The sequence below is a fragment of the Nocardia sp. NPDC050413 genome (assembly GCF_040655475.1).
GTDB lineage: Bacteria > Actinomycetota > Actinomycetes > Mycobacteriales > Mycobacteriaceae > Nocardia > Nocardia coubleae.
In genome coordinates, this window is record NZ_JBFAJZ010000002.1 from 179693 (window position 1) to 199657 (window position 19965).

Genomic DNA, 19965 nt, shown 5'->3' on the forward strand with positions numbered 1-19965 from the left:
ACTTCGGCCGCTAGGGTGTCGAGGCTCTCGAGCCGACCGGGTAGCCTTTCTGACCATGACGAACGGTGAATCGACGCCCACGGAGCTGCACGCATCCGGCACGGTAGGTGTCGCGATGGTGACCCCCTTCAGCGCTGCGGGCAAGCTCGACGTGGACGCCGGGGTGGCACTGGCCGCTCGCCTGGTCGATCGCGGCGTCGATCTGCTCGTCGTCTCGGGCACCACCGGCGAGTCGCCGACCACCACCGAGTCGGAGAAGGTCGACCTGCTGCGTGCCGTCGTCGACGCCGTCGGCGACCGCGCCACCATCGTGGCCGGTGCCGGAACCTACGACACCGCGCATTCGATCGAGCTCTCGCGTGCCGCCGAGAACGCGGGCGCGCACGGTCTGCTCGTGGTGACCCCCTACTACTCCCGGCCGACGCAGGAGGGGCTGATCGCGCACTTCACCGCGGTCGCCGACGCCACATCGCTGCCGGTGACGCTCTACGACATTCCACCGCGGTCGGTGGTGCCGATCGCCATCGACACGATCCGATATCTGTCCGAGCATCCGAACATCGTCGCCGTGAAGGACGCCAAGGGCGACCTCGTCTCCGGTGCCGATCTCATCTCGAGCACCGGACTGGCGTTCTACTCCGGTGACGACGGGCTCAATCTGCCCTGGCTCTCGGTGGGTGCTGTCGGATTCATCAGTGTGATCGGGCATCTGGTGCCCGAACGCCTGCGCGAGATCCACCAGGCCTACGCGGCCGGTGAGGTGGCTCGGGCCAGGGAGCTCAACGCGACACTGCTGCCGCTGTACGCGGCCATGACCCGCCTGGGAGGTGTGGCGATGTGTAAGGGAGGACTTCAATTGCTTGGGATCGACGTGGGTGAACCACGGTTGCCCCAGCTGATGCCGACGCCGGCTCAGCTCGACGAGCTGGCGCTGGATCTGCAAGCCGCGGGGGTGACCGCATGACCGAACCCACTGGTCGTAAGCCCCGTCGCCGTGCGGCATCGCGCCCCGCCGGCGCGCCGGAACCCACCCCGGCCGAAACCGTGCGGGAGACCCAGCCGGTCGCCGCGCCGCCCGTGGCCGAGCAGCCCGTGGCCGCACCCGCCGCGGTCGAGCCGGTCGCCGAGATCGTCGCCGAGGCGGAACTGACGGCCGAGGCCGAGTCGGTACCCGAGGCGCTCGAGATCGCTCAGGAGCGCAGCCCCGCGAAGAAGACGACGTCGCGTCGCGCCAAGGCCAAGCCCGCCGAACAGGCCGCCGCCCAGCAGCCGAACCGTCGCGGTGGCGGCGGTGGCCGGGGTAGGCAGGGTGGCCGAGGTCGCGGTGACGCGCAGGCCGAGCCGCGCGAGAAGGCCGCACAGGACAAACTGGGTCTGCCACCCAAGCTGCCCAAGAACGGGCTGCGCGTGTTCGCGCTCGGCGGTATCGGCGAAATCGGCCGCAACATGACCGTTTTCGAATACAACGGCAAGCTGCTGATCGTCGACTGCGGTGTGCTGTTCCCCGAGGACCAGCAGCCGGGCGTCGACCTGATCCTGCCCGACTTCCGGCCCATCGAGGACCGGATGGACGACATCGAGGCGATCGTGCTCACGCACGGTCACGAGGACCACATCGGCGCGGTGCCGTTCCTGCTGCGCATGCGTCCCGACATCCCGGTGATCGGCGCCAAGTTCACCCTCGCCCTGGTCGCGGCCAAGGCCCGTGAGCACCGCCAGCAGCCCCGGCTGCGTGAGGTCGCCGAGGGCGAGACCACCGTGCACGGGCCGTTCGAGCTCGAGTACTTCGCGGTCAACCACTCCATCCCCGACGCGCTGGCGGTGGCCATCCGCACCCCGGCGGGCGTGGTGCTGCACACCGGCGACATCAAGCTCGACCAGCTGCCCCTGGACGGCCGCCTCACCGACCTGGCCGGGTTCTCCCGCCTGGGCGACGAGGGCGTCGACCTGTTCCTGGTCGACTCGACCAACGCCGAGGTCCCCGGCTTCGTCACTCCCGAACGCGAGATCGGCGGAGTGCTCGACAATGTGATCGGCAAGGCCCGCAACCGGGTGATCGTGGCGTCGTTCGCCAGTCACGTGCACCGCATCCAGCAGGTGGTCGACGTGGCCCAGAAGCACAACCGCAAGGTGTGTTTCGTCGGTCGTTCGATGGTGCGCAACATGCAGATCGCCCAGGACCTCGGTTACCTGTCGGTGCCCGACAACGTCGTGGTCGAAATGGATCAGGCGGCGACCCTGCCCGGCAACCGCCTGGTGCTGATCTCCACCGGTTCCCAGGGCGAACCGCTCTCGGCGCTGGCCCGGATGGCCCGCGGTGACCACCGCCAGATCAACATCCGCGCCGACGACCTGATCGTGCTGGCGTCCTCGCTGATCCCCGGCAACGAGAACTCGGTGTTCGCCGTGGTCAACGGCCTGGCCCGGCTCGGCGCCACGGTCATCACCCAGCAGAGCGCCAAGGTGCACGTCTCCGGGCACGCCTCGGCCGGTGAGCTGCTGTACCTGTACAACGCGGTGCGGCCGACCAACGCCATGCCCGTGCACGGCGAATGGCGGCACCTGCGCGCCAACGCCGCGCTCGCGGTGGCCACCGGTGTGCCGGAGGAGCGGGTCGTGCTCGCCGAGGACGGCGTCGTGGTCGACCTGGTCGACGGCATCGCCTCCATCGTCGGCCGGGTCCCGGTCGGGCACGTCTACGTCGACGGCCTCTCCGTCGGTGACGTCGGCGAGTCGACGCTGTCGGACCGCCTGGTCCTCGGTGAGGGTGGTTTCATCTCGATCGCCATCGTCATCGACGCCACCACCGGCAAGGCGGTGAGCACCCCCGAGATCAACGGGCGTGGCTTCTCCGACGACCCCACCGCCCTCGACGGTGCGAACGAGCTGGTCGAGGCGGAGCTGCTCCGCCTGGCGGGCGAGGGCATCACCGACACCCACCGCATCGCCCAGGGCGTGCGCCGGGTCGTCGGCCGCTGGGTCGCCGACACCTACCGTCGCCGCCCGATGATCGTGCCGACGGTCATCGGCGTCTGATCCACGAGATACGAAAACCGCCGGGTGACGTTGTCGCCCGGCGGTTTTCGCCGTTTCTCAGGCCTGGCAGGCCGCGGAGTCGAGCTTGGCCGACTTCACGATGTTGCAGGCGAAGGTGTGCGACACCTTCCACGACTCGTCCTCGGCGACGAAGTCGATGAAGGCGTCCTGCACGGGCTGGCCGTCGATGGTGACATCGGCGTCGGCCTTGAGCTTGCCGTCGGCGGGCTCGCCGACGTTGGTGATGGAGACCTTCACATTGTTCTTTTTCGCGGCGTCGACGAACTTGTCGACCAGCATCGGGTCCTGATCGGCGTCCTCGATGTAGGTCTTCTTCTCGTCGGCGGTGAGCTGGCCGCTCATCGCCTTGGTGAGCCGCGCGTTGAGTTCCTCGACGGTCGGCTTGGGCAGGTTCGGCGGAGTGGTCTCGGCGACGTCGCCGCCTTCTTCCTTGTCCTGCTTGGCCGTACCGGACTCGAAGGCGGCCGCGGTGGTGGTGGCGCCCGCGCCGCTCGTCTCGGTGTCCGAAGAACCGCACGCGCTCAGCCCCAGCGACGCGACGAGCGCGACGAGGACGGCGGCGGTCTTGATCGGTCGGTTGTTCACTACAACTCCCATGATGGTGGTCGAAACGGTCGGGCTAGAGCTGGTAACCGCTGGTGCAGTTCCAGTGCTTGATCGAGGCATTGCCCGGATTGCGGTTCAGCGCTTCGCGTTTGGCGCCACCGATGGTCGAGGCCGAGCCGTAGCTCCACCACCCACGGGAGATCGCGATGGCCCCGCACCCGTTGCGGTAGGAGACCTTCACGTCGCAACCGCCGCCGCCACCGCCGCGCCGGCAGGCGGCCATGGCGCCCGCTTCGGCGTCGGCGTAGCTGCCGTAATCGGTCGCGTACCCGTACACCCCCGAATTGACCGACGCCGCGATGGCGCCGTAGTAGCCCGACTGCGCCTGCGCCGGTGCGATGTGCCCCGCGAACATGGTCGCGACGGTGGCACCAAGCACGGCCGCGCTGGTGAGCATTCTCTTCACTTGTTCCCCTTCATACGCATGGGTCGACGACCCGATAGAGCGCAGTCAAAGTACCGAGCGGTGTGCTGCCCGCGCCACCGCTGGCAGCCCAGATCGGCCGAAATGCTGGAAATCGGCAAGGATTCGGTAAGCGACGGGCCGCGAAACGCCCTCGATCCGGGATTTCCGCGCGTTGACCGGCGGGCCCGCGACCTGCGAGTCCGGCGCGTATCGGCGGTCACATCACCCGTGGGACCAGTGTTGCGGATGGTCTCGATGGTGTGCGAGCGGCTAGCCTGATCGTCATGGCAGGTAAGTCCCGCAGCACCACGACCTCTCGTGCGCGGGCGGGATCGAGCAGGGGGCAGACGCCGTCGGCGCGGTCTCGTTCGACGACACCGCGAGCGTCGTCGGCCGCGCGTGGGCGAACCACCCCCGCCCGCAGACCCGTCAAACGCGCCTCGAACACCGCACCGCTGGCCGTCATCGGCCGGGGCGTCACCAGTGGCTGGACGATGCTCGCGCGCGGCCTCGGCGCCACCACCCGCACGCTGAGCCGCGCGGGCGAACTCGAGCACGGGCATCGTCGCGACGGGATCGGCTTGGCGCTCATCGCGTTGAGCGTGATCATCGCCGCCGCGGTGTGGTTGTCGGCCGGTGGTCCGGTGGGGCGTTTCCTCGAGGACATCGTGCGCGCGATCGCCGGGTCGGCGGCGGCGGTGGCGCCGCTGCTTTTCGTGGCGATCGCGGTGGTGCTGATGCGCACCGAACCGCATCCGGAGATCCGGCCACGGCTGGTCCTCGGCGGGCTGCTGGTGATCCTGCCGGCGCTCGGCATCTGGCATCTGGCGGCCGGGTCGCCCACCGACGCGCACGGACGTTCGCGTGCCGCGGGCGCGCTCGGCTACGCCATCGGCGGCCCGCTCGGCCAGGGGCTCACCCCGTGGCTGGCGATGCCGATCCTGTTGCTGGCCATGGTGTTCGGTGTGCTGTTGCTCACGGGGACCACGGTGCGTGAGGTGCCGTCGCGGCTGCGCGAATACTTCGGCCTCGGCGAATACGCCGACGACAGCGACCCTTACGACCCGGCCAACTACGACGCCGACGGATTCCCGGTGCACCGCAACCGGTCCCGTCGTGGCGCGGCTTCGGCGGCCGACGATTTCGCCGGGTCCGACGCGGTCACCGAGTCGCTGGGCGAGCCGCCGCTGCGCGATGCCAAACCCATCGTCGAGGAGCCGCCCGCCCCCGCGCCGAAACCGGCCCGCAAGCGCCCGGCTCCCGCACCCGTCGACCAGACACCGCCGCCACCACCGGAACCGGAGTTCGTCACCGACCGTGTGGTCGACGGCGACTACTCGCTGCCGCCGCTGAGCCTGCTGCTCGACGGCGACCCGCCCAAGAAGCGTTCGGCCGCCAACGAATCGATGATCGAGGCGATCACCGAGGTCCTGGTGCAGTTCAAGATCGACGCCGCGGTCACCGGATTCGTGCGCGGACCGACCGTCACCCGGTACGAGGTGGAGCTCGGTCCCGGCGTGAAGGTCGAGAAGATCACCGCCTTGGCCCGCAACCTCGCCTACGCCGTGGCGACGGAGAACGTGCGCCTGCTCGCACCCATCCCGGGCAAGTCGGCGGTGGGCATCGAGGTGCCCAATGCCGACCGCGAACTGGTCCGCCTGGCCGACGTGCTCAAGTCGCCGCACACCCGCAACGACCACCATCCGCTGGTGATCGGCCTCGGCAAGAACATCGAGGGCGAGTTCGTCTCGGCGAACCTGGCCAAGATGCCGCACCTGCTGGTTGCGGGTTCCACCGGTTCGGGTAAGTCCAGCTTCGTCAACTCGATGCTGATCTCCTTGCTGCACCGGGCCACCCCCGAGGAGGTCAGGATGATCCTGATCGACCCGAAGATGGTGGAACTCACGCCCTACGAGGGCATTCCGCACCTGATCACGCCCATCATCACCCAGCCCAAGAAGGCCGCCGCCGCGCTGGCCTGGCTGGTGGAGGAGATGGAACAGCGCTACCAGGACATGCAGGCCAACAAGGTCCGCCACATCGACGACTTCAACAAGAACGTGCGCTCGGGCAAGATCACCGCCCCGCTCGGCAGCGAACGCGTCTACCGGCCCTACCCGTACATCCTCGCAATCGTCGACGAGCTCGCCGACCTGATGATGACCGCCCCGCGTGACGTCGAGGACGCGATCGTGCGGATCACCCAGAAGGCGCGTGCGGCGGGCATCCACCTGGTGCTTGCCACCCAGCGGCCCTCGGTCGACGTGGTGACCGGCCTGATCAAGACCAACGTGCCCTCACGGCTGGCGTTCGCGACCTCCTCGCTCACCGACTCGCGCGTCATCCTCGATCAGCCGGGCGCGGAGAAGCTGATCGGCATGGGCGACGGCCTGTTCCTGCCGATGGGCGCCGGTAAGCCGACCCGTCTGCAGGGTGCCTTCATCTCCGACGAGGAGATCCAGGCGGTCGTCGAGTACAGCAAGACCCAGGCCGAACCGGAGTACCAGGAGGGCGTCACCGCCGCCAAGGCGGGCGAGACCAAAGACGTCGATCCCGACATCGGCGACGACATGGACGTGTTGCTGCAGGCGGTGGAACTGGTCGTCACCTCACAGTTCGGCTCCACCTCCATGCTGCAGCGCAAACTGCGTGTCGGTTTCGCCAAGGCCGGCCGGCTGATGGACCTCATGGAGACCCGAGGTGTCGTCGGTCCGAGCGAGGGCTCCAAGGCACGCGATGTGCTGGTGAAGCCCGACGAACTCGATGGTCTGCTGTGGTCGATCCGTGGCGGTGATCCGGCGGATTCCGGGGACGGCGAATAGCGCACTGCTGGTTTGCTCTGACCGTGCCGTCAGCGAGCGGCGACGAACGAGGAGGGACCGGGGCGCGGGGTGCCGATCGCGGTGAGCGGCCGGAGGCGGGCTCGGGTCAGCTGCCGATGCCCGCGCGCGACACGCGCTGCGGTCGCGCGGCATCCTCGGACAGCCGTGACATCGCGGCGAAATGGGCGTACTCGGCGGTCACGGCTGACTCCTCTCGCGGTGCCGGTGGTGGTCGATGTGTCGACGGTAGCAGCGGCCGTGACGAGGCGAAACGGGTTTTCGGCTCGGCTACCGGCCTGGGCGGGTTCGGACGGCTGTGTGTGGAATCATGGCGGGCAATCGCTCCGCAAAGTTGGCTGAAACGGACATATTGGACATGATGGACGGCATGAACCTCATCGATCGGACCACTTCATGGATGTGACCACGCTCGAATGGGTGATCACCGGCTTGGTGATCCTCGGACTGTTCGTCTTCGACTTCTTCGCCCACGTGCGCACGCCGCACGAACCGACCTTCAAGGAATCGGGCATCTGGTCGGCTGTCTACATCGGCCTCGCCCTGCTGTTCGGCGGGTACGTCGCCTGGAAGTGGGGCGGCACCTTCGCCGGGGAGTACTACGCCGGTTTCGTCACCGAGAAGGCGCTCTCGGTGGACAACCTGTTCATCTTCCTCATCATCATGACCACCTTCGCGGTGCCACGGATGTACCAGCAGAAGGTGCTGCTCATCGGCATCGTGCTCGCCCTGGTGATGCGCGGTGTGTTCATCGCGGTCGGCGCGGCCGCGATCAGCGCGTTCAGCTGGGTGTTCTACCTGTTCGGTGCGTTCCTGATCTACACCGCGATCAAACTGCTGCGCGAGAGCGGGCACGAGGCCGAGCACGAGGAGCAGCGCGACAGCCGCATCGTCGCGCTGGCCAAGCGGGTCCTGCCGACCACCGACCAGTACGACGGCGACAAGCTGATCACCAAGATCGACGGCAAACGAGTGGTCACCCCGCTGCTGCTGGCGCTGCTCGCCATCGGTTTCGCCGACCTGCTCTTCGCCCTCGACTCGATTCCGGCCATCTACGGCCTCACCGAGCAGCCGTACCTGGTGTTCACCGCCAACGCCTTCGCCCTGATGGGTCTGCGTCAGCTGTACTTCCTCATCGGTGGGCTGCTGGATCGGCTGGTGTACCTGTCCTACGGTCTGGCCGCCATCCTGGCGTTCATCGGTGTGAAGCTGGTGCTGCACGCGCTGCACGAGAACACTCTCGGCTTCATCAACGGCGGCGAGCACGTGAGCGTGCCGGAGATCTCCACGCCGGTGTCGCTGAGCGTGATCCTCGGGATCCTCGTGATCGCGACGGTGGCGAGCCTGCTGAAGACCCGCCGCACGTCTGTCTGACCGACGACGAACAGCCCGGAACCCGTGGGGGTTCCGGGCTGTTCGCGTGTGCGGGCTATTCGGAAAAGGCGCCCATCACGGGCAGCCACTCGACCACGCGAACGTCCTCGATCAGGCCGAGCTTCGCGAACGGGTCCTCGGTGAGCAGTTGCTCGAGCGAGTCCTTGTCCTCGGCCCGGAACAGCAGCAGAGCGCCCGATCCGTCCGCGTACGGGCCGCTGGTGAGCACGGTGCCCACGTCGACCAGGGCGTTGAGCCAGCCCCGGTGCTCGGGCCGATTGGTGGTCCGGTCGGCGGCGGTGGCCTCGGTGTAGGTGTAGTGGACGGCGAAGATCGGCACGTCGATCAACTTTCTCGCGGTGGGTATCTACAGGGTGAGCAGCATGCGGGTGTTGCCGAGGGTGTTCGGCTTCACGAAACTCAGGTCGAGGAACTCGGCGACACCGGTGTCGTAGGAACGGCACATCTCCGCGTACACCTCGGCGGTCACCGGCGTGCCGTCGATCTCGACGAAACCGTGCCTGCCGAAGAAGTCGACCTCGAAGGTGAGCACGAACACCCGCTGCAACTGCAGCTCCCGTGCCACCTCGACCAGCTGACGCACCACCGCGCCGCCCACCCCGCGACCCTTGACCACCGGATCGACCGCGACCGTGCGCACCTCGCCCAGATCGGCCCACAACACATGCAGCGCGCCGCACCCCACGACCCGGGCCTCGACCTCGGCAACCCAGAACTCCTGCACCGACTCGTACAGGGTGACCAGGTTCTTCTCCAGCAGGATCCGGCCGGCGTACTCGTCGACCAAACGTTTGATCTCGGGGACATCCGAGGTTCGCGCTCGTCGCACGGTGACGTCTCGAACTGGCGCCACGGTAGGCGCGGACGGGTGCGCGTCGCTGGTCGGACCACCTGCTGGTCCCCGTGAAGTCATGGGGTGCACAGTAGTCGGCCCGGTTACCGATAGTCTGAACATGTGCCGCACATCCTGTCGTTCCGCTCATCGCACCGCGCCGGGCTCGGCGACCGGGGAATACGGCACTGCACGCGTGAGCAAACATCGCGCGACACACCCGATATTCGGCGCAGTGCCGGTGAGTGCCGAGAGGGCGGGGGCATGAGAGGTCAGCGCCTGGCGGCGGAAGCGTGCGTGACCACGGAGGGCGCCCGACCATGCCGAGAAGACGCAGCATGAGCGTGCGACCCGAGGAGATCGAACGCGGGGCGGCTCGGCTACCGGGGGTGCCGGAACATCAGGTCCCGGTGGTCAATATCGCGAATGTGCTGACGGTGGCGCGCATCGTCCTGGTGCCGCTGTTCGTGCTCGCGCTGTTCGCCGACGGCGGGCACGACACCCGCTGGCGGGTGATCGCGGCGGCCGTCTTCGGCCTCGCCGCCATCACCGACCGGTTCGACGGGCAACTGGCCCGCAAATACGGTCTCGTCACCGATTTCGGCAAGCTCGCCGACCCCATCGCCGACAAGGCGCTGATCGGCGCCGCCCTGATCGGGCTCTCGATCCTCGGTGATCTGCCCTGGTGGATCACCCTGGTCATCTGCGGCCGCGAACTCGGCATCACCCTGCTGCGGCTGGTCGTGGTGCGGCGCGGGGTGATCCCGGCCGGGCGCGGCGGCAAACTCAAGACACTCGTGCAATCGGTGGCCATCGCCCTGCTGGTGCTGCCGCTGTCCGGTGCGTTCGCCACCGCGGGCATGGTGCTGATGTACCTGGCCGTGGCGCTCACCGTGATCACGGGCCTCGACTACGTCGGCCAGGCCGTGCGGCTATGGGTGGCGGGTGGTCGCGCGCGCAACGAGTCGCGCGGGTGAGCGACCCCCTGGTCGCCGATGCGCCGGTCGCCGAACTGGTCGCGGCGCTCACGGCGGCGGGCCAGACCGTCGCCACCGCCGAATCGCTCACCGCGGGACTGCTCGCCGCGACGATCGCCGGGGTGCCCGGCGCGAGTGTGGTGCTGCGCGGCGGGCTCATCGTGTACGCCACCGACCTGAAGCACCGGCTCGCGGGCGTGGACGAGGAGGTGCTGCGCGTGGAGGGCGCGGTCGCGGCGTCCACCGCCGAACAGCTCGCTGTGGGCGCGCGCGAACGCTGCGCGGCGGACTGGGGAATCGGCCTCACCGGGGTCGCTGGACCCGATTCCCAGGACGGGCATCCGGTCGGCACGGTATACCTCGGAGTAGCCGGACCCGATCACAGCGCGGTGAGCCGGTTGAAACTGCACGGTGACCGGTGGAACATCAGGATCGGTGCGGTGCACAACGCGATCGGGGAGTTATTGCGCTGTGTCGGTGGGTACGGCGATGTGACGACGGACTAGCCGCGTCCGGGAACCCTCGGTCGCTGCTCGACGTTGTGCCAGAAAGAGGTGAGCACCGCCCGAGGCGGTGACCCGAGGTGGAGGAGAACGAGATGACGCTGCTGCGGGAGGCAATCGGGGACAGTCTGCGGCGTGCGCGTCTGGCCCAGCATCGGACGCTGCGCGAGGTGTCGACCTCGGCGCGCGTGAGCCTCGGCTATCTGTCGGAAGTGGAGCGCGGCCGCAAGGAAGCCTCCAGTGAACTGCTCGCCGCCATCTGCGAGGCACTCGACGTGCCGTTGTCGCGGGTGCTGTGGGACGTGAGCACCATCATGGCCGGAGCCGACGGCTCCGCGCCCCGCGAACCCGCGCTCACCGAGCCCGTGGCCGAACCCGTCGCCGAACCGGTGCCCGCCGAGCCGTCGGCCACCGCGAGCGCGCAGGCCGACGTGGACGCGCGCATCGGGATCGCCGAGGACACCCGCATCGTCATCCCGGCCCCGCGGGCCGAGATGCTGGTATTGGTGAAAGGGATGTGACGCGGCGAACCCGCGTGACGCTGCGCACTACTGGTGAGAGCGGATAGATTCTCATCAGGCGTCGAGTGGGCCGGTCATATCGGTCCGGGTGCCGCATGGTGAAGGATAAGCACATATCTGGTGCGTGACGGTCGCGCACCACCAGTCGCACGAGCGACGCACAGATGGAGGCGGGATCAATCGATGGCTAATCCGTTCGTGAAGGCCTGGAAGTACATGATGGCCCTTTTCGACTCCAAGATCGAAGAGCATGCGGATCCGAAGGTCCAGATCCAGCAGGCGATCGAGGAGGCGCAGCGTCAGCATCAGGCGCTGTCGCAGCAGGCGGCGTCGGTGATCGGCAACCAGCGTCAGCTGGAGATGAAGCTGAACCGCCAGCTCGACGAGGTCGAAAAGCTCAACGCCAATGCCCGCCAGGCCGTCACCTTGGCCGATCAGGCACAGGCCGCGGGCGACACCGAGAAGGCGATCCAGTACACCAACGCCGCCGAGGCGTTCGCCGCCCAGCTGGTCACCGCCGAGCAGTCGGTGGAAGACCTCAAGGTTTTGCACGACCAGTCCCTGCAGGCCGCCGCACAGGCCAAGAAGGCGGTCGAGCAGAACGCGATGATGCTGCAGCAGAAGGTCGCCGAGCGCACCAAGCTGCTCAGCCAGCTCGAGCAGGCCAAGATGCAGGAGCAGGTCTCGGCCTCGCTGCAGCAGATGGACTCCACCCTGTCCGCGCCCGGTTCCACCCCCAGCCTCGACGCCGTGCGCGACAAGATCGAACGCCGCTACGCCAACGCCCTCGGCTCGGCTGAGCTGGCCCAGAACACGGTGCAGGGCCGGATGATGGAGGTGCAGCAGGCCAGCATCCAGATGGCCGGGCACAGCAAGCTCGAGCAGATCCGTGCCTCCATGCGCGGCGATGCCCTGCCCACCGGGAACAACGCGGCCATCGACCCGGCCAAGCAGCAGCCCGCGGCGCCGCAGATCAACAAGGGTGGCCAGGCGGCTCAGCAGTAACAGCCACGCCACCACGGGCCGCCGGTCCACGTTCGATCCTCGCGCTCGGCGCGGGTTTCGAACGCCGACCGGCGGCCCTTGCCCTGTTCTCAGGTGAGGTTGTCGGACCGGCGTGGCACTCTGGGGAGGTGGAAGGATCACGATGAGCGGGAGAATGCGGCGCGACCGGATCGAGGTCGCCGACCCGATGGCCGTTGTGCAGTCGACGATGAGCGGTGGCATGCCCGCGACTCTGCGCGGCGTGGGGGAGCAGGCGCTGGTCGCGGTGCGCCGCTGGGCCGATCCGCGCGAGCGGGAGTTGCGGCGCAGGCGACGCATGCGCAGGCGCAGCTTTCAGCTGGGCACAGCGTCGGGGATCACCACCGTCGGGGCTGTCGGCCTGGCCGTGGTGTCGGCGCCGGCGTGGGCGGTGGTCGTCATCGGCGGCGGCGCAGTGGCTTTCGTGACCGGCGCCGCGGTGAACGCGCGCCGCTATCTGCAGACCCGCCATCAGCCGTTGCCGCAGGCGACGTTCGTGCCGCGCAAGTCGCCGGGACTGCGCTCGGCGGCCCGCGCGCCGATTCAGCGATTGATCCGGGCCGAACGCGCGTTGCACGGGCTGGGCGCCCAGATCGCGCGCACCCGGCGGTTACCCGAGGACGAATTGCGTGACCTGCTCGCTACCGCGAGCTCCGGGGCGGCCGCGCTGCACGCCCTGGCCGCCGACGTGGTCGCCATGGAGCAGGCCGTCGACACGGTCGGCCGGGCGAACCCGGAAACGGTGTCGGCATTGAAGACCACGGTCACCGCCGTGCTCGCGCGCCTGGAAACCGGTGTCGTCGAATACGAACAGCTCGTCGCGGCCGCTGCTCGCATCCTGGCCGTCCCGGAGGACACCGTGCTGGCCTACCAGTTCAACGGCATCGTGGCCGATCTGCGTGAAGCCGCCGACCGTCTCGACGGCTGGGCTCAGGCCCTCACCGAGATGGCCGACGGACCCGGCTTGTCGTCGCCCGATCTTCCCCGCTGAAATCTCGCCCGCACGGATCCCATACGCGCAGCGGGTATCCCGGGTCGGGCGGCCCGACTCGACAGACCTGCTGAGCAGTCCGGTTCTCAGGAACGAATCGCCTGACGGAGGGCGGCTAACTCCTCGGCGCGCGGATTGTCGACCGTTGACGACGCGGGGTGGTCGAAGATGCGGACGTTCTTCGCTGCCGGAGTGAACGCCGGCCAGCCCGTGCTGCCATGTGTGGCGAAAGAGACCCAGGCTGCGTGGATTTCGTCGGCCAGCGGCTGCGGCGGGGTCGGCCCGGTGAGGGTGTGGGCGCTGTCCACGGCGTCGAAGACGAACGGGACTTCCAGCACATGGCAGGCGCCGAGGCCGGGCAGTGCTGTGGGCCAAGCGAACTCGTAGACGTAGGTCGCCGCGGTGGCGGCATTGGTTTCGGCGAGGTCCATGGTGCCCGCGCGGAAACACCAGTCGGTGAGGATCGCGTTGAAGATCTCGGCCGGTGTGGCGTCGGGGCGTTGCCGCGAATAGGTGTGTGCCACCGACGGATCGATGCCGTAGCGGGCCAGCACGAACGGCAAGCTGTCGGCATCGACGCCCGCGGTGATCCCGGTGGGCACCGTGAAGAAGCGGAATTCGTCGGCGGTGGTGCCCGCGACGAGCGGAACCCGGCGTTGCGGGTTGGCCGCGAGTACCTCGGTGGGGGTGCCCTCGACGACATCGCCGTCGACCACCGGGAACAGGCTCATGATGCCGAGGCCGCGCTCGACCACCGAGGTGCCCCACCGCTGGGGGTCGGGGTCGGTCATCAGCGCGAGCGCGACGGCGTTCTGCGCCGAGCACAGGTCGGCCGGACCGAGTGCACCGAAATCCGCCGCCGTGGGTGTGATTCCGAGGTGTTCGGCCAGTGCGGCCGTGACCAGACGTGCGTCGTCGGTCTCGGCGGCGACCGATCCGTTGCCGCTCTGCACGATCGCCCGGCGGAACAGTCCCGCCGACTGCGGCGCCGCCATCAGCGCGGCCACGCTCATACCGCCCGCGGACTCGCCGAAGATCGTCACATTGTCCGGGTCGCCACCGAACGCGGCGATGTTCTCCCGCACCCAGCGCAGCGCGCAGAGCTGGTCGTGCAGACCACGATTCGAGGGTGCGCCGTCGAGCACCGCGAACCCGGAGATCCCCAAGCGGTAGTTGATCGACACCATGACCACACCGTCGCGCGCGAACGCGGTGCCGTCGTAGATCCGGCGCGCGTTGGACCCGCGCACGAACGCCCCGCCATGAATCCACACCAGCACCGGCAGGCCCGCACCGCCCACATCGGGTGTCCAGACGTTCACATTGAGGTAGTCGTCGCCCGGGATGCCGTCGCTGCCGATCAGGGCGTGGATCGGCGCGGGATACGGCGACTGCGCGCACGTCGGGCCCATACTCGTCGCCTCGCGCACCCCCGCCCAGCGCTGCACCGGTTCGGGCAACCGGAACCGTCGCGCCCCCACCGGCGCCGCCGCGTACGGCACACCGAGGAACCGGGTGACGCCGCCTTCGGTCGTGCCCCGAATCGCGCCGCCGGTGATCGTGACGATCGGTTCCATCGGTCCTCCTCGCAGTCGAACCCGATTATGGACGCTTGTCCGGTTCGGTGGGGTGCTTATGGAACCAAGGGCCCGGCCAGGACGCGCAGCCCGGCGGCGCGATCGCCGTCCCAGCGCAGACCCTGGTCCTCGGGCGGGATGCGGGCCCACAGCGCGAGCAGCAGATCCGACGCCGTACCCGCCAGCTCGGCCACCGGTTCGCCGGGACCGTAGGTCCAGATGCGATCGGTGTCGGTGGTGCGAATACGCAGCGCCACCTCCGGTTCGGTCGCCAGGCCGCGGTGGATCATCCGGGGCGCGAACAGCTCGAAGACCTCATCGATGCCGTCGCAGGCGATCGCGCGCTCGAACGGCTCGGCCTTCCCGAGCGCGTGCTGACCGTCCCACCGGTGCATCAGCGTCTCGTGGGCGCGGCGACGCCGCCAGAAGCCGACCGTGCGCGGCATGGCACGGGTGAAGGTCCACGCTTCCTTTTCGGGATCGGCCGACAAAGTCGCGGCGAGGGCGTCGGCGGACTCGTCGTACCACTTGCGCAGCGTCGCGGGATCTTTCGGCGCGGGCCGGCCGTCGTCGTCGCCACGGAGCTCGGTGACGGCGGTGACCACCCACTGATTGCCCCGGCCCAGGTGATCGACCAGATCGTAGAAGGTCCAGTCGCCGCAGGTGGTGACGGGTGCGGCGAGATCGACGTCGTCGGTGATCAGCTCGCCGAACGTGGTGAGTTCGGTACGCAGCAGAGCCAGGTAGTTCATGGATTCACGGTAGATGCAGACGGCGCGAGTCTCGGGGTGAACCCTGATCTCTACCCGGATATCCGTGCTGACCTGGTGATTTACGCCCACGGCGGTGGCAGCATCGAAGGTGTCGATCGCGGCTGTGCGGTCGCTGACACCGAGGAGTCACATCATGGTTTTCAAGGTCATCGGCATCGTCGTCGTAGCGGTCATCGCGTTCTGGATCATCGGGGCGATCCTCGAGGCGGTGCTGCCGATTCTGGTGCTCGCCGCGATCGGCACCGGGCTGTACCTGCTGTACAAGGCGGTGACGGGGTCGGGCGACAAGACGCCGGTCAGCAAGATCTAGCCCTAGCATGGTCGGGGTGGAACAGCTACCCGAGGATTGGCAGCGCGGACTCGTGATCGTCGCGCATCCGGACGACATCGAATACGGTGCGGCGGCGGCCGTCGCGCGATGGACGAAGCAGGGCAAGGACATTCGCTATCTGCTCGTCACCCGAGGGGAGGCCGGGATCGCGGGCGTTCCCCCCGCGCAGGCCGCGCCGTTGCGGGAGGCCGAGGAGATCGCGGGCGCACGTGAAGTGGGCGTGCACACCGTCGAATTCCTCGACTACCCCGACGGGCGCATCGAGGAGGGCCTGCCGCTGCGGCGCGACCTGGCCGCCGCGATCCGCAGGCACCGCCCCGAGATGGTCGTGCTGTTCAATTTCGGCGACACCTGGGCGCCCGGCTTCGTGAACAGTGCCGATCACCGGGCCGTCGGCCGCTCGGCGATGGACGCGATCTCCGACGCGGGCAACGAATGGATCTTCCCCGAGCTCGCCGATCTGGCACCGTGGTCCGCGCGCTGGGCCGCCGTCGTCGGCCCGGTCGCCACCCACGCGGTGGACGTGAGTGACCAGCTGGACAAGGCACGGGCCAGCCTTGCCGCGCATCGGCGCTATCTGCAGGTGCTGAGCACCGTCCCCGTGGAAGAGCAGGTGGACGAGATCGTGGCGATGGCAACAGGTCCCAAAGACGGGTTCCCCGCCGCGCACGCGGTCGGTTTCGAGCTGTTCACCTTCGCAGGCTGAGCGCGCCGGAATCGGTGACGCGGCCCGAATGTCTTGGGCGCGTGGGCGGGTCGGCCCGGCTTCGGCCGATTCGGGCCGTGTCGACGGGGTCGCGACCGTACGTCCTGCGGATATGGCATGGTGAGGCGCATGCGAGTAGCTGTGGTAGCCGGGCCCGACCCAGGGCATGCGTTTCCCGCGATCGCGTTGTGTCTGCGGTTGCTGGACGCCGGAGACGAGCCGGTGCTGTTCACCGGTCCCCGGTGGCTCGACGCGGCGCGGGCCGCGGGCATCGGTGTGCGCAAACTCAAAGGGCTCGCGCCACGCCCGGCCGACGACGATACCGACGCCGGCGCCCGGATCCACGAACGCGCGGCCTACATCGCCACGGAGAACCTGCCCGAACTCGGTGCCATGCTGCCCGACCTGGTCGTCTCCGATGTGCTCACCGCCGGTGGCGGTCTCGCGGCCGAACGCCTCGGCGTGCCATGGGTGGAATTGTCACCGCACCCGCTGTACCTACCGTCGAAAGGGTTGCCCCCGATCGGGAGCGGCCTGGCAGCGGGGGAAGGGGTGCGCGGCCGGTTGCGCGACACCGTGTTGCGCACCATGACCGACCGCGCGGTGCGGGCCGGTGAGCGGCAGCGTTCGGCGGCACGGGTGAGCATCGGGCTGCCCGCCGAGGACCCCGGCCCCGCCGCCCGCCTCATCGCCACCCTGCCCGCCCTCGAGCTTCCTCGACCCGATTGGCCCGCCGACACCTACGTCGTCGGCCCGCTGCTCTGGGAACCCACCGATGCCGTGCTCGAACTGCCACCCGGCGACGAACCACTGGTGATGGTCGCCCCGTCCACCGCCCACACCGGGGTGGCGGGCATGGCCGAGACCGTGCTCGACGGCCTGTCCGGACTCGGTGTGCGCGCGGCGGTTTCGATGCTCGACACCCCACCGGCAGACCTACCCGCCTGGGCGACGGCAGGTCTGGGCCGCCAGGACGAACTGCTCACCCACGCCGCGGTGGTCGTCGGCGGGGGAGGGCACGGGTTGCTCGCGAAATCCCTCTCCGCCGGCGTCCCGGTGGTGACCGTGCCCGGCGGCGGCGACCAGTGGGAATTGGCCAATCGTGCGGTGCGCCAGGGCAGTTCGCTGCTGATCCGGCCGCTCACCCCGGACGCCGTCGCCGCGGCCGTGCGGCAGGTCCTCGACGACAAGGCGTTCGCCGCCGCCGCGCGCCGGGCCGCGGACGGCCTCGACGAGGTCACCGACCCGGTCGAGATCTGTCATCGCGTGGGGGCCACAGTCTGAGGTTGCCGGTCGGGCTCGCAACGGCCGCATCTTCGGTTGGCGTCGAAAGCAGCCGCACTGGACCGGCGTCCTGACGGGTGCGCGAGAGCGCGAGTATCTTGGGCAAGGTGCGGTTGACCGAATTCCAGGAGCTGATGCACACCGAGTTCGGCGTTGCGCGCGCCGACGCCATGCTGGCCGATCACGTCATTCCGGCCTTCGGGATGACCGGTGCGGCCGCGATCGACGCGGGAGTCGACCCGCGTGAGGTATGGCGGGCGTTGTGTGCCGACTTCGACGTCCCCAGAAACCGGTGGTGACCAGACTATGTCCGTGACAGCGCAGAACTCGTCGGCACGTCCCTACCGGTTCGACGAACGATTGCGGATGATCCCGGTCGACGCCGAATCCCTCGCCGCCCGTGTCGCCGCCGCCGACCCGCACGACTTCGGTGGGCTGCGCAGGCTCGGCATCGCGCTGATGCTGCTCGGGCGCCATGACGAGGCGCTCGACCGCCTGGACCAGGCCCTCGAACTGGCCGATACCGAGCGCCGCCGCATCACCGTGTGGATCAATCTGGCCGATGTGTACCGCTATCAGGGTGAGCCCGGCCGCGCCGAGATCCTGTACCGCCGCGCGCTGGACGCCAGCCGCGCCCTCGACCCCGAACTGGTCTCCTTCGCCGCCCACCACCTGGGCAAATCGCTGGCCGAACAGCATCGACCCGCCGAGGCGCGCGAGCTGCTCAACGAGGCGATGCGGTTGCGGGTGGCCGACGGTGACTCCGAGCTGATCGAGTCGACCAGGGCGGCGCTCGACCACCTCGACGAGCTGGCTCTGCCCTTGCCGCCCGAGGTGATCGCCTTGGTCGGACCGCTGGCCGATTGGTCCGATGAGCACGAGGGCCGCGGCGGCAATGTGCTGCGGGCGGGGGAGTACTGGATCAAGCGCGGCCCGCGCGCCGTCGCCGAACACGAGCGCCTGATCTGGTTGCGCGACAAGGGCATCGCCGTTCCCGAGGTGGCGGCGTTCGCCGAGGACGTGCTGGTTCTCGCGGACGTGGGCGGTGGTTCGGTGTCGTCGCAGGCACCCGAGCCGGCCGCCGCCGGCACGCTGCTCGGTTCGCGGTTGCGTGCCCTGCACGACTTGCCGGTGGCGGACTGCCCGTTCGGCGCCGGACTCGACGTCACCCTCGCACGGGCGCACCGCAACGTCGTCCAGGGATTCGTCGACGTCGAGGATTTCGACCCCGATCACCGCGATCGGACACCGGCCGAGCTGCTCGCGGAGTTGGTCCGCCGTCGTCCGGCGAGCGAGGACCTCGTCGTCGCGCACGGCGATTTGACCCCGGCCAATGTGCTGGCCGGTGGCGTGCTGATCGACGTCGCCGAGCTCGGCCGTGCCGATCGCTACCGCGACCTCGCCCTGGCCGAACGCGACCTCGGCGAGGATTTTGGTGCCGAAGCGGTGACGGCGTTCCGCGCGGCCTACGGCCTGACCGAACCCGATGCGGACAAACTCGACTACTACCGCCTGCTCGACGAATTGTTCTGAACGCTCACCCGCTCTTGGCGTAGTGGCGGGCGGCCTTGGCGCGGTTGCCACAGGTCGCCATGGAATGCCAGCGGCGGGTGCCGTTCTTGGACGTGTCGTAGAAGAAGAGCACGCAGTCGGGGTGGGCGCACTGGCGGATCCGTTGCGGCGCTTCGGCGATCAGCCGCAGCAGGTTGTCGGCGGCCAGCCAGCCGGGTAGCCAGGCGGGGTCGGCCACCTCCGGGATGTCGCGTGGGCCGTCGTCGGTGAGTTCGCGGCGGATGCGTCCCTGGTCGAGCACCCGGTTGAGTGCGGTGTGGTCGGCGCGGGTGACCGCGTCGTATACGGCGTCACGTGCGGTGTGCAGCGCGGTGAGGGTGTGCTCGTCGGCGGGCACCCGGTCGGTCAGGTCGAGCAGCGCCAGCCAGGTGCGCAACCCGTCGAGATCGCCCAGCAGATCGCCGGGTTCGGCGCCTGCCCATCGGGTGTTGAGCAGGTCGAGAGCAGGTGGTTCGCCGGTGTGCGGACGGGGATCGCGCATGTCTGAGGCTATCAACTCGCGCTCCTAACCATCAAAAAGTATTTCAAGGGTTGACGGCAGTGCTTCGTCGTCTTATGTTCTAACCATCAA

The 19965-nt window shown here is 68.9% G+C and carries 20 protein-coding genes and 1 pseudogene; 14 read left to right on the forward strand and 7 right to left on the reverse strand.

Going from position 1 to position 19965, the window contains the following annotated elements:
* Positions 1–55: 55 nt before the first annotated feature.
* Positions 56–964, forward strand: coding sequence for a 4-hydroxy-tetrahydrodipicolinate synthase (gene dapA / locus AB0I19_RS06785; protein ID WP_357145485.1), 909 nt, complete (start codon positions 56–58; stop codon positions 962–964).
* Positions 961–3036 carry a ribonuclease J gene (locus tag AB0I19_RS06790; protein ID WP_357145488.1) on the forward strand — a complete coding sequence of 692 codons (2076 nt, stop codon included), beginning with the start codon at positions 961–963 and terminating at the stop codon, positions 3034–3036. Before dapA ends, AB0I19_RS06790 begins: the two co-directional genes overlap by 4 nt.
* A 57-nt stretch (positions 3037–3093) precedes the next feature.
* Here the strand turns inward: AB0I19_RS06790 and AB0I19_RS06795 are convergent, their stop codons facing one another.
* Both AB0I19_RS06795 and AB0I19_RS06800 read right to left on the reverse strand, forming a co-directional pair.
* Complete coding sequence (locus AB0I19_RS06795; RefSeq protein ID WP_357145490.1) at positions 3094–3642, reverse strand: hypothetical protein; 549 nt, start codon at positions 3640–3642, stop codon at positions 3094–3096.
* Positions 3643–3676: 34 nt separating this feature from the next.
* Positions 3677–4060 carry a DUF4189 domain-containing protein gene (locus tag AB0I19_RS06800; RefSeq protein ID WP_357146661.1) on the reverse strand — a complete coding sequence of 128 codons (384 nt, stop codon included), beginning with the start codon at positions 4058–4060 and terminating at the stop codon, positions 3677–3679.
* Positions 4061–4353: 293 nt separating this feature from the next.
* Between AB0I19_RS06800 and AB0I19_RS06805 the strand changes: the two genes are divergently transcribed.
* On the forward strand, positions 4354–6891 hold the full coding sequence (locus AB0I19_RS06805) for a DNA translocase FtsK (protein WP_357145492.1): 2538 nt from the start codon (positions 4354–4356) through the stop codon (positions 6889–6891).
* Between the two features lie 414 nt (positions 6892–7305).
* A complete protein-coding gene (locus AB0I19_RS06810) occupies positions 7306–8283 on the forward strand; it encodes a TerC family protein (protein WP_357145493.1) in 978 nt (325 codons plus the stop codon).
* Between the two features lie 55 nt (positions 8284–8338).
* Here the strand turns inward: AB0I19_RS06810 and AB0I19_RS06815 are convergent, their stop codons facing one another.
* Both AB0I19_RS06815 and AB0I19_RS06820 read right to left on the reverse strand, forming a co-directional pair.
* A complete protein-coding gene (locus AB0I19_RS06815) occupies positions 8339–8623 on the reverse strand; it encodes a YciI family protein (RefSeq protein WP_357145496.1) in 285 nt (94 codons plus the stop codon).
* 27 nt (positions 8624–8650) lie between these two features.
* Positions 8651–9217: an amino-acid N-acetyltransferase gene (locus AB0I19_RS06820; RefSeq protein WP_357145498.1), complete on the reverse strand. Its 567-nt coding sequence runs from the start codon at positions 9215–9217 to the stop codon at positions 8651–8653.
* A 257-nt stretch (positions 9218–9474) separates the two neighbouring features.
* Between AB0I19_RS06820 and pgsA the strand changes: the two genes are divergently transcribed.
* The 5 genes and pseudogenes from pgsA to AB0I19_RS06845 all read left to right on the forward strand — a co-directional run bounded on the left by pgsA (position 9475) and on the right by AB0I19_RS06845 (position 13151).
* The gene (gene pgsA, locus AB0I19_RS06825; RefSeq protein WP_357145501.1) at positions 9475–10113 is read left to right on the forward strand and encodes a CDP-diacylglycerol--glycerol-3-phosphate 3-phosphatidyltransferase; all 639 of its coding nucleotides are present in this window, start codon (positions 9475–9477) and stop codon (positions 10111–10113) included.
* Entirely contained in the window at positions 10110–10619 is a 510-nt protein-coding gene (locus tag AB0I19_RS06830) for a CinA family protein (RefSeq protein WP_357145503.1), read from the forward strand. The genes pgsA and AB0I19_RS06830 overlap by 4 nt, the downstream gene beginning before the upstream one ends.
* A gap of 92 nt (positions 10620–10711) precedes the next feature.
* On the forward strand, positions 10712–11137 hold the full coding sequence (locus AB0I19_RS06835; RefSeq protein WP_067492978.1) for a helix-turn-helix transcriptional regulator: 426 nt from the start codon (positions 10712–10714) through the stop codon (positions 11135–11137).
* Between the two features lie 183 nt (positions 11138–11320).
* Positions 11321–12055: pseudogene (locus tag AB0I19_RS06840) on the forward strand (PspA/IM30 family protein); the annotation flags it as partial.
* Between the two features lie 229 nt (positions 12056–12284).
* Positions 12285–13151: a hypothetical protein gene (locus AB0I19_RS06845; protein ID WP_357145506.1), complete on the forward strand. Its 867-nt coding sequence runs from the start codon at positions 12285–12287 to the stop codon at positions 13149–13151.
* Positions 13152–13237: 86 nt separating this feature from the next.
* On the opposite strand, the gene AB0I19_RS06850 is transcribed toward AB0I19_RS06845, so the two are convergent.
* Both AB0I19_RS06850 and AB0I19_RS06855 read right to left on the reverse strand, forming a co-directional pair.
* Positions 13238–14728 carry a carboxylesterase family protein gene (locus AB0I19_RS06850; protein ID WP_357145508.1) on the reverse strand — a complete coding sequence of 497 codons (1491 nt, stop codon included), beginning with the start codon at positions 14726–14728 and terminating at the stop codon, positions 13238–13240.
* A gap of 56 nt (positions 14729–14784) precedes the next feature.
* The gene (locus tag AB0I19_RS06855) at positions 14785–15480 is read right to left on the reverse strand and encodes a maleylpyruvate isomerase family mycothiol-dependent enzyme (RefSeq protein WP_357145510.1); all 696 of its coding nucleotides are present in this window, start codon (positions 15478–15480) and stop codon (positions 14785–14787) included.
* 154 nt (positions 15481–15634) lie between these two features.
* Here AB0I19_RS06855 and AB0I19_RS06860 point away from each other — a divergent pair, with 154 nt between their 5' ends.
* From AB0I19_RS06860 to AB0I19_RS06880, 5 genes are all read left to right on the forward strand, one after another.
* Complete coding sequence (locus tag AB0I19_RS06860; RefSeq protein WP_166655713.1) at positions 15635–15811, forward strand: hypothetical protein; 177 nt, start codon at positions 15635–15637, stop codon at positions 15809–15811.
* Positions 15812–15827: 16 nt separating this feature from the next.
* Positions 15828–16538: a PIG-L deacetylase family protein gene (locus tag AB0I19_RS06865; protein WP_357145513.1), complete on the forward strand. Its 711-nt coding sequence runs from the start codon at positions 15828–15830 to the stop codon at positions 16536–16538.
* A gap of 129 nt (positions 16539–16667) precedes the next feature.
* The gene (locus tag AB0I19_RS06870; protein WP_357145515.1) at positions 16668–17822 is read left to right on the forward strand and encodes a nucleotide disphospho-sugar-binding domain-containing protein; all 1155 of its coding nucleotides are present in this window, start codon (positions 16668–16670) and stop codon (positions 17820–17822) included.
* A gap of 107 nt (positions 17823–17929) precedes the next feature.
* Positions 17930–18121, forward strand: a complete 192-nt coding sequence (locus tag AB0I19_RS06875) for a DUF3046 domain-containing protein (RefSeq protein WP_181696938.1) — start codon at positions 17930–17932, stop codon at positions 18119–18121.
* 7 nt (positions 18122–18128) lie between these two features.
* Positions 18129–19355, forward strand: a complete 1227-nt coding sequence (locus AB0I19_RS06880; RefSeq protein ID WP_357145518.1) for a tetratricopeptide repeat protein — start codon at positions 18129–18131, stop codon at positions 19353–19355.
* A 4-nt stretch (positions 19356–19359) separates the two neighbouring features.
* On the opposite strand, the gene AB0I19_RS06885 is transcribed toward AB0I19_RS06880, so the two are convergent.
* The gene (locus tag AB0I19_RS06885) at positions 19360–19875 is read right to left on the reverse strand and encodes a CGNR zinc finger domain-containing protein (RefSeq protein WP_357145520.1); all 516 of its coding nucleotides are present in this window, start codon (positions 19873–19875) and stop codon (positions 19360–19362) included.
* Between the last annotated feature and the right edge of the window lie 90 nt (positions 19876–19965).